The 7,863-nt window shown below is 67.2% G+C and carries 8 protein-coding genes; 1 reads left to right on the forward strand and 7 read right to left on the reverse strand.

Annotated elements, in window-relative coordinates; all coding sequences use genetic code 11:
* Positions 1–221: 221 nt before the first annotated feature.
* The 6 genes from ACKOED_RS04205 to ACKOED_RS04230 form a co-directional block, all read right to left on the reverse strand.
* Positions 222–1,661 (reverse strand): aldehyde dehydrogenase family protein, encoded by a 1,440-nt coding sequence (locus ACKOED_RS04205; protein ID WP_408915323.1) that lies wholly within the window; start codon positions 1,659–1,661, stop codon positions 222–224.
* Positions 1,658–2,851: an aspartate aminotransferase family protein gene (locus ACKOED_RS04210; RefSeq protein WP_408915324.1), complete on the reverse strand. Its 1,194-nt coding sequence runs from the start codon at positions 2,849–2,851 to the stop codon at positions 1,658–1,660. Before ACKOED_RS04210 ends, ACKOED_RS04205 begins: the two co-directional genes overlap by 4 nt.
* 28 nt (positions 2,852–2,879) lie before the next feature.
* Entirely contained in the window at positions 2,880–3,776 is an 897-nt protein-coding gene (gene speB / locus ACKOED_RS04215; protein WP_408915325.1) for an agmatinase, read from the reverse strand.
* 80 nt (positions 3,777–3,856) lie between these two features.
* Entirely contained in the window at positions 3,857–4,612 is a 756-nt protein-coding gene (locus ACKOED_RS04220) for an ABC transporter permease (RefSeq protein ID WP_408915326.1), read from the reverse strand.
* Between the two features lies 1 nt (position 4,613).
* Positions 4,614–5,312, reverse strand: coding sequence for an ABC transporter permease (locus ACKOED_RS04225; RefSeq protein ID WP_408915327.1), 699 nt, complete (start codon positions 5,310–5,312; stop codon positions 4,614–4,616).
* Positions 5,313–5,337: 25 nt separating this feature from the next.
* Positions 5,338–6,177, reverse strand: coding sequence for a transporter substrate-binding domain-containing protein (locus tag ACKOED_RS04230; RefSeq protein ID WP_408915328.1), 840 nt, complete (start codon positions 6,175–6,177; stop codon positions 5,338–5,340).
* Between the two features lie 156 nt (positions 6,178–6,333).
* Between ACKOED_RS04230 and ACKOED_RS04235 the strand changes: the two genes are divergently transcribed.
* Positions 6,334–7,338 carry a LysR substrate-binding domain-containing protein gene (locus tag ACKOED_RS04235; protein ID WP_408915329.1) on the forward strand — a complete coding sequence of 335 codons (1,005 nt, stop codon included), beginning with the start codon at positions 6,334–6,336 and terminating at the stop codon, positions 7,336–7,338.
* A gap of 180 nt (positions 7,339–7,518) precedes the next feature.
* On the opposite strand, the gene ACKOED_RS04240 is transcribed toward ACKOED_RS04235, so the two are convergent.
* The coding region (locus ACKOED_RS04240; RefSeq protein ID WP_408915330.1) for a transposase at positions 7,519–7,863 on the reverse strand (345 nt) is incomplete at its 5' end.

The following is a 7,863-nucleotide window of genomic DNA, read 5'->3' on the forward strand; positions in this document are numbered from 1 at the left end:
CGGCTTGTTCGGCAGAACGGGCTGGATCGCCCGCCACTCGAAATCCGTCAGATCGTAGCGCGCCATCGCAACCCTCCCTTTCGGGAGCTTGAATCACTATTCGCTCGAAACCGCTATCCTCTTTATGAGTTTGCAGCCTAGTAAACTGCTTTAGCCCGGCTCCGCCTGGCCAACGAAGGGACGCGCCGATCGAATCCTTTCGCTTCCTGAACCTGGCGCCCCTAACCGAGGCGCTCATGGACCACCTTCAGCTCGGTGAAGAACTCGCGGGCGTAAGGGCCCTTCTCGGCCGGGCCGTAGGCGGAGTTCTTGCGGCCGGTGAAGGGCGCATGGAAATCCATGCCGGCGGTGGGTAAATTGACCTGCACCATGCCGGCTTCCGCATGGGCACGGAAATGACGGATGACCGTCTCGTCGCGGGTGACGATGCCGCTGGAGAGGCCCTGCTCGCAGTCATTGGCGATGGCCAGCGCCTCATCGTAGTCGGCGGCTTCGATCACGGCGGCCACGGGTCCGAAGATCTCGTCGCGGTTGATCGTCATGGCGTTGCTGGCCCCTGCAAACAGCGTCGGCTCGTGCCAGTAGCCCGGAGCAGGCCCGTCGATCACACGGCCGCCATGGACGATCTCGGCCCCTTCGCTGAGGCCGATCGCGACATAGCGCGCGTCGATGTCGAGCTGCGCCTGCGAGGCGACCGGGCCCATCTCCGTGTCGGGCGCGCGGGCGTCGCCGACCTTCAGCCGCTTCAGCCGCTCCACCATGCCCGCCACGAAGGCGTCATGGATGCCTCTGGTCACGATCAGCCGCGATGAGGCCGTGCAGCGCTGGCCCGTCGAGAAGAAGGCGCCCTGCACGGCGCAATCGATAGCCAAATCGAGATCGGCGTCGTCGAGCACGACGAGCGGGTTCTTGCCGCCCATCTCCAGCTGCATCTTCGCGCCGCGCTCGAACAGCGCATGGCCGATCGCCTTGCCCACCTTCGTGGAGCCCGTGAAGCTGACGCCGGCGACGCCCGGATGGCGCACGATCGCGTCGCCAACCACCGCGCCATGGCCCATGACGAGGTTGAACGCGCCCTTCGGCAAGCCGCAGCGGCCGATGATCTCAGCGAGCGCCCAGGCGGAGGCCGGGACCAGTTCCGCCGGCTTGAAGACGACCGTGCAGCCATAGGCGATCGCCGGCGCGATCTTCCAGGCTGGGATCGAGACGGGGAAGTTCCACGGCGTCAGCACGCCGACCACGCCGAGCGGCTCGCGCTCCACGGTGAGCTCGATGCCGTCGCGGACGGAGGGATACCCCTCGCGCGTCGCGCGGTAGGCCTCGCCGGCGAAGAACTTGAAGAGCTGGCCCGAGCGCAGGACCTCGCCGGCTGCCTCCTTCAGCGTCTTGCCCTCCTCGCGCGCCAGCAGGTCGCCGAGCTCGGCCGCGCGGGCGATCAGTTCGGAGCCGATCTTGTCGAGGATCTCGGCGCGCGCCGCCGCGTTCGTCGCCCGCCAGCGCGGGAGGGCGTCCGCCGCCGCCGCCACCGCCGCGTCGACGTCCGCCGCGTCTCCGTGCGCGTAGTGGCCCACGACGTCGCGTGTATCCGACGGGTTGAGGTTGTTGAGCGCGTCGAGGACCGGGGAAGCCTCGCCGGCGACGAAGTTTGGGTGGACGGTCATGCGGCCTCCCGTGAGGCAGAGCGGGCAACATCCTCCAGCACGCTCATCGCGTGGTCGACATGCTCAGCCTCGATGATGAGCGGAGGAAGCAGCCGCAGGACGTTCTCGCCCGCCGTATGGCAGAGCAGCCCCCGCTCGAACGCCGCCGCCACCATGTCGGCGTTCTTGCGGACGCAGCGCATGCCGAACAGCAGTCCGCGTCCTCGCACGTCGCTGAAGACGCTCGGATAGCGTTCGACAAGCTGGTGGCCCGAGGCTTGGAGGCGTTCGCCCAGGCGCGAGACGTTCTCCAGGAAACCGGGTCGGCGCACCACGTCGAGAACGGCGCATCCCGCCGCCATGGCGAGCGGATTGCCGCCGAAGGTCGATCCATGGCTGCCGGGGCCGATCCTCGAAGCCACCCGGCCCGACACGAGCACGGCGCCGATCGGAACGCCGCCGCCGAGCCCTTTCGCGAGCATCATCATGTCGGGCGTCAGCCCCAGCTGCTCGTAGGCGAACAGCGAGCCGGTCCGACCGACGCCGCTCTGCACCTCGTCGAGCATCACCAACGCTCCGGTTCGCTTCCGCACCGTCTCGACCGCGTGCAGGAACTCAGGACTAATCGGCCTCAGGCCCCCTTCAGCCTGGATCGGCTCGAACATGATCGCCGCCGTCCGCTCGGTGACGGCGGCTTCGAGCGCCTGCACGTCATTGGCGGGGATCTGGTCGAAGCCCTCGGGCAAAGGGGCGAAGCCGCGCGCGTACTCGGCGTTGCCTGTCGCCGCCAACGCCCCCATGGTTCGTCCATGGAAGGCGCCGGTCAGCGTGACGATCCGGTTACGCTCCGGCTGTCCTTCCTCGAACCAGGTTCGTCTAGCGAGCTTGATGGCTCCTTCCGCAGCCTCCGCGCCGGAGTTGCAGAAATAAACGGCCTCCGCGAAGGTCGCTTCACGAAGCCGGTCCGCCAAGGCCTCCTGCTCGGCCACGCGGTAGAGGTTGGAGACGTGAATCAGCCGCGATGCCTGCCGTGAGATGGCGGCCAGCAGTTCGGGATGTGCATGGCCAAGGCTGTTGACGGCGATGCCCGAGACGAAGTCCAGGAAACGCCGGCCGTCGGAGGCGTAGAGCCATGGCCCTTCGCCGTGCGTGAAGCTCACGTCCGCGCGGTGGTGGGTCCGCATGAGCCCCGGCGGAAAGACTTTGTCCATGATTGACTTTCCCAAGACGGTTCGTATGTCAGGTTTGGGCGCGGCGCGAGGCCTCCGCGACGACGCACAGCAGCTCCCACATGAAGGTCGCGCCCGTGAGCGTCGTGAGCCCGGACGGGTCGAGCGGCGGTGCGACCTCGACTACGTCGGCGCCAACTACGTCAAGGCCAGTCAACCCCCGCACCATTATCTGCGCGTCTAATGTTGTGAGGCCGCCGATCTCTGGGGTGCCGGTTCCCGGCGCAAAGGCGGGATCGAGGCAGTCAATGTCGAAGGTGACGTAGGCCGGACCGTCGCCGACGCGGCGCCGGACCTCCTCGACGAGCCGCCGGGGACCCAGCTCGTGCGCCTCCTCGGCGAAGACAAGGCGAAATCCTCGTTCGCGCGTCCAGTCCAGCGCGTCGGCGGCGTAGGAACCGCCCCGCAGGCCGACCGTGATCGAGCGTGCGGGGTCGATCAGCGCTTCCTCGACGGCCCGGCGAAAGACGGTCCCGTGACCAAGCAGCGACACGCCGAATTGACGGTCGACCGTGTCGGAATGAGCGTCGAAGTGCACCAGGGCGACCGGCGTTCCCGCGTGCAGGCCCCGCAGGATCGGCAAAGTCGTCAAATGGTCGCCCCCCGCCGTGACCGGCCGGACGCCTTGGCTCCGCAGCGACGCGAAGAAGCGCTCGATCGAAGCCAGCGTGCCGGCAAAGTCGAGCGGATTTACAGGCGCGTCGCCAAGATCGGCGCAGGCTGCGATGGCGTAGGGCTCGATCCCTGTCGCGTCGTTGTAGGACCGCATCTGGGTCGAGGCACCGCGCATCTCGCGGGGGCCAAGGCGCGCGCCGGGGCGATTGGTGGTCCCTCCGTCCCAAGGCACTCCAACCAAGCCGACGTCGACGCCGCTGGCGTCCTCCGCGTCGATGAGAGGAAGCTTCATGAAGGTGGCAACGCCCGCGTAGCGCGGCTGCGACCGGCCGGTCACAGGCTGTGGGGGAGCGGCGTGTTGACGTGTGTTTGTCATCGTACGGGTTCCGTCAAAGTTGCGGCGGCGAGCGGGCGTGCCTTCGTCGCCTTGCCTGCGGCTGGGTCCGCCTGCCGGTGCCGTGCCAGCCGCCTCTCAAGCGTTGCGATCGCGAAAGCGGCCAACGCGTTCAGGACGAGGTAAAGGCCGCCGGCGACGATGAAGATCTCGAGCGGGCGGAACGTCTCCGAGATCAGGTTGCGCGCCACGCCCGTGATCTCGACGATGGTGATCGTGCTCGCGAGCGCCGTGGCCTTGATCATTGAGATCACTTCGTTGCCGTAGCCGGGCAGCGCCTGCCGGATCGCGAGCGGAAACTCGATGAGGACGAACAGCTTCATCCGCGTCAGGCCGAGCGACAGGCCGGCCTCCTTGAGGCCTCGGTCGACCGAGTCCAAACCGCCGCGGATGATCTCGCTGCCGTAGGCGGCGGAGTTCAAGGAGAGCGCCAGGATCGCGCAGAACCACGGATCGCGGAAATAGGGCCACAGCCCCCAGGCGCGAAGCTCGGCCGCGAACTGGCCCGATCCGTAATAGACGATGAAGATCTGCACGAGCAGCGGCGTCGACCGCATGAACGAGACGAAGAAGCGGCAGGGCGCCTCGACGAGGATCACGCCCGAGCGCCGTCCGAGCGCGATCAGCACCGCCAGCACGAAGCCGATGCCGAGCGCCGCCGCGGCGAGCGCCAGGGTCGTGGGGACCCCGGACGCGAGGGGTCCGATCGAGCTTGCGATCAATCCAAGGTCCATGTCAGGCCCGCCGCATCCTGCGCTCGACGCGCCGGGTCCCAACCTGTATCAGGAGGGTGAGCGCGTAGAACAGGAAGGCCGCCGCGATGTAGAAGGTGAAGGGCTGGCGCGTGGAGCCGGCGGCGACGGCGGCCTGCCTCAACAGCTCCGCGAGCCCGACGACGGAGATGAGCGCGCTTTCCTTGATGGTGATCTGAAGGATGTTTCCGAGGCCTGGCAGCGCGATCCGCAGCGCGATCGGCGCGAGGACGAGCCTGAACCTCTGCCACCGGGTGAGGCCGAGGCTGTCCGCCGCCTCGAGGACTCCGCGCGGCACGGCGAGCGCCGCGCCCCGCATCACCTCCGCGCAATAGGCGCCCGCGCAGATGCCGATGGCCAGGACGCCGACGGCGAAGACCGGCGTCTTGAAGCCTCCGCCGACGCCGAACACGGTCTGCGCGACCGCCGAGAGAAGCATGTCCCCGCCGAAGAACACGAGGTAGAGCACCAGGAGCTCAGGCACGCCGCGGAACACGGTCGTGTAGCCTTGGCCCAGCGCCCTCAGGGGCCAAGAGCCGGACAGCTTCGACGCGGCGCCGAGCGCTCCGAACAGCAAGGCGAGGACGAACGCGGCCCCTGACGTCGCGGCGGTGACCGCAAGGCCGTGCAGGAGTTCGTCGGCCCAGCCCTGCGGCCCGAACGACAGAAGCTGAAGGTTCACCGCGCCCTACCGGCGGAGGCGTCGGTCACATGACGGGGATCAGGTCGAACCCGAACCACTTGTCGGATAGCCGGCGAAGGGTCCCGTCGGCCAGCATCGCGTTGAGCGTGGCGTCGAGCCGGGCGCGCAGCTGGCCGTCGGCCTTGCGGACGCCCATGCCTTGGCCCTCGCCGAACACGTCGCCGCGAAATCGCGGCCCGATCAGCGTGAACTTCTTGCCGTCCTTGATCGCAGGCATGGTGTAGGCCGTGTTCGCCATGGCGACGTCGAGCCGGCCGGCTTCCAGGTCGAGGTCCACGTTCTCCTGGGTGTCGTAGGTGCGCACCTGCACCACGCCGGTGAGATACTTGTTCAGGAAGGTCTCGAGCGTGGTCCTGACTTGGACGCCAACCACCTTGCCGCGAAGCGCGGTGCGCAGACGGTTCAACGCCTCCGTCTCATTGGGGCCGATCGCGTCGAGGTCGATGTCGTCCAGGCCGAGGCTGAGGGCCCGCACGGAGCTTGCCGGCGTCACGTAAAACGTCCGCGCGGAGTTCGCGTAAGGCCGTGTGAAGTCGATCGCCTCCCGGCGGCGCGCCGTGATGGTCAGGCTGGCGACGATGACGTCGAAGCGCGAGGCGTTGAGGGCGGGGATCAAGCCGTCGAAGGGCGATGCGACAGTCGTGCAGTTCGCCCTGAGCCGTCCGCAGACCTCGTTGATGATGTCGATCTCGAAGCCCTGCAGCTTGCCGTCGGCCTCCTTGAAGTTCCACGGCTTGTAGGCGCCTTCGGTGGCGAACCGGATCGTCCCGCCGTCGGTCGCCTGCGACAGGGCAGGCGAAACGAGTGACAGCCAGGTGAGCAAGGTGAAAGCGAGTTTGCGCATGCGGCCCTCCGACGGTTGATGCGACGCGCCATGGCCGCGACTTGCGCAGCCGTTCGGCCTCAACGTCTTGGGAGGACTGGTAAACGACCTTGCTAGAAGGTTGCAAAAAGAGAAGCGAGAACCTAGTGTTCTAAAAATGAGAAGAGGGGCGCAGCCTTGGCCCGCCACGACGACCTGCCATCGTTGAACGCTCTGCGCGCCTTCCACGCAGCCGCCGACGCGGAGAGCTTCACGCGGGCCGCCGAACGGCTGTCGACCTCGACGAGCTCCATCAGCCGATATATCGCCATGCTCGAGAGCGAGCTTGGCGTCGCGCTGTTCGAGCGCACCGCCTCGGGCGTGAGGCTCAGCCCAACCGGCAAGGGCTACTTCGAGCGCGTGTCGATCAGCCTGGACCAGATCCGCTCCGCCACGCAGTCCATCCGCGGCAGCGCGCGGATGCGTGGACTCGTCCATCTGCACGCGCTGCCCACCTTCGGCACGCAATGGCTTCTGCCGAGGCTGCCGAGGCTGAAGGCCGTGCTGCCGCGCCATGAGGTGCAGATCGACCTTGGCCTGCGCCGAGCCGCCATCTTGCCGAGAGGCGCAGACCTGATGATCCTCTCCGATGAGTTCGCGCCGGCCGAGGCGGACCGCGGCGGATCGGCCCGGCTCTTCCGCGAAGTCTACACTCCGGTCTGCAGCCCCAAGCTTCTGTCCGGACCCCAACCTTTGCGAACGCCTTCGGACCTCGCCAGCCACACGCTGCTGGTCTCCAGGCAGCTGGTTGCCGAATGGCGCGAATGGTTCCGGCTGACGGGGGGCGGCGAGTTCGATCCAAACCGCTGCGTGCAGTTCGAAAGCTCCTCCGCAGCCTACTTCGCCGCGCGCGACGGCCATGGCGTCGCCCTTGGGGAGCGCATCAACGTGGCCGACGCTATCCGGTGGGGCGATCTCGTAGCTCCGTTCAGGCAGACTGCGCTCTCGAAGCTGCATGTCAGCCTCTTCTGGTCGAAAGAGGCAAGCTGCGCGCAGGAGTTGAATGCGTTGATCGCGGAACTACGCCAGCTGGTCGAGGAGACGCTCGGTCCGAACGTCGATCCGTTCTCCGCCGGATGGGCCGACCTGGGCCATGTTTCATCCAACATTTCCCAGATAGGCGGCCCTTCCGACTCCGATTGACGGCAGAATAGCCCAGCCTTGGTCCCGTTGGAAGGTGGAGGCGCGTAGCGAAAACGTCCGTCGCAGCAAGATCGTCGGCTTGACCGCCATGCCACGTCCCAGTCGTGCGATCCTCGCTGGTTTTGCAACAATGCGGGCGCACTTCGCCTGTCGCCGGCTTCGCGCGACCGCTTCCTACCGTCAGCATGGTGTCGGCTCTCGCGGTCGCAGATCGTCGATCATGTCGAGGATTCGCCGGAATAGATCGCGCGGCACGGCAACCACGGCCATCTGGAAGACGGCGTAGCGGGCATGGGCGATCACCTTCGCGCCGATCTTCACCACCTTTTCGCGGATCGTGGTCAGCGACCAGCTTTCCATCTCCTCCGGCAGGGCGAGCGTGCGAAGGAAGTTGGACAGGTTGTAGGCCAGGGCGTGAAGCTGCAGCCGCACGGCGTTGGCCTTCATCGTGCCACAGGACAGCCGCGTCCACTTCACCGCGTTCTTGCCCTCCTTGATCCACTGCTCCGCCGTGCCGCGCTGGTT

Origin of the sequence: Aestuariivirga sp. (assembly GCF_046093005.1) — a bacterium.
GTDB lineage: Bacteria > Pseudomonadota > Alphaproteobacteria > Rhizobiales > Aestuariivirgaceae > Aestuariivirga.

Bases quoted from the DNA above. Each gene is read 5' to 3' on its own strand.
- ACKOED_RS04205 (WP_408915323.1), bottom strand. From the start codon at position 1,661: ATGACCGTCCACCCAAACTTCGTCGCCGGCGAGGCTTCCCCGGTCCTC.
- ACKOED_RS04210 (WP_408915324.1), bottom strand. From the start codon at position 2,851: ATGGACAAAGTCTTTCCGCCGGGGCTCATGCGGACCCACCACCGCGCG.
- speB (WP_408915325.1), bottom strand. From the start codon at position 3,776: ATGAAGCTTCCTCTCATCGACGCGGAGGACGCCAGCGGCGTCGACGTC.
- ACKOED_RS04220 (WP_408915326.1), bottom strand. From the start codon at position 4,612: ATGGACCTTGGATTGATCGCAAGCTCGATCGGACCCCTCGCGTCCGGG.
- ACKOED_RS04230 (WP_408915328.1), bottom strand. From the start codon at position 6,177: ATGCGCAAACTCGCTTTCACCTTGCTCACCTGGCTGTCACTCGTTTCG.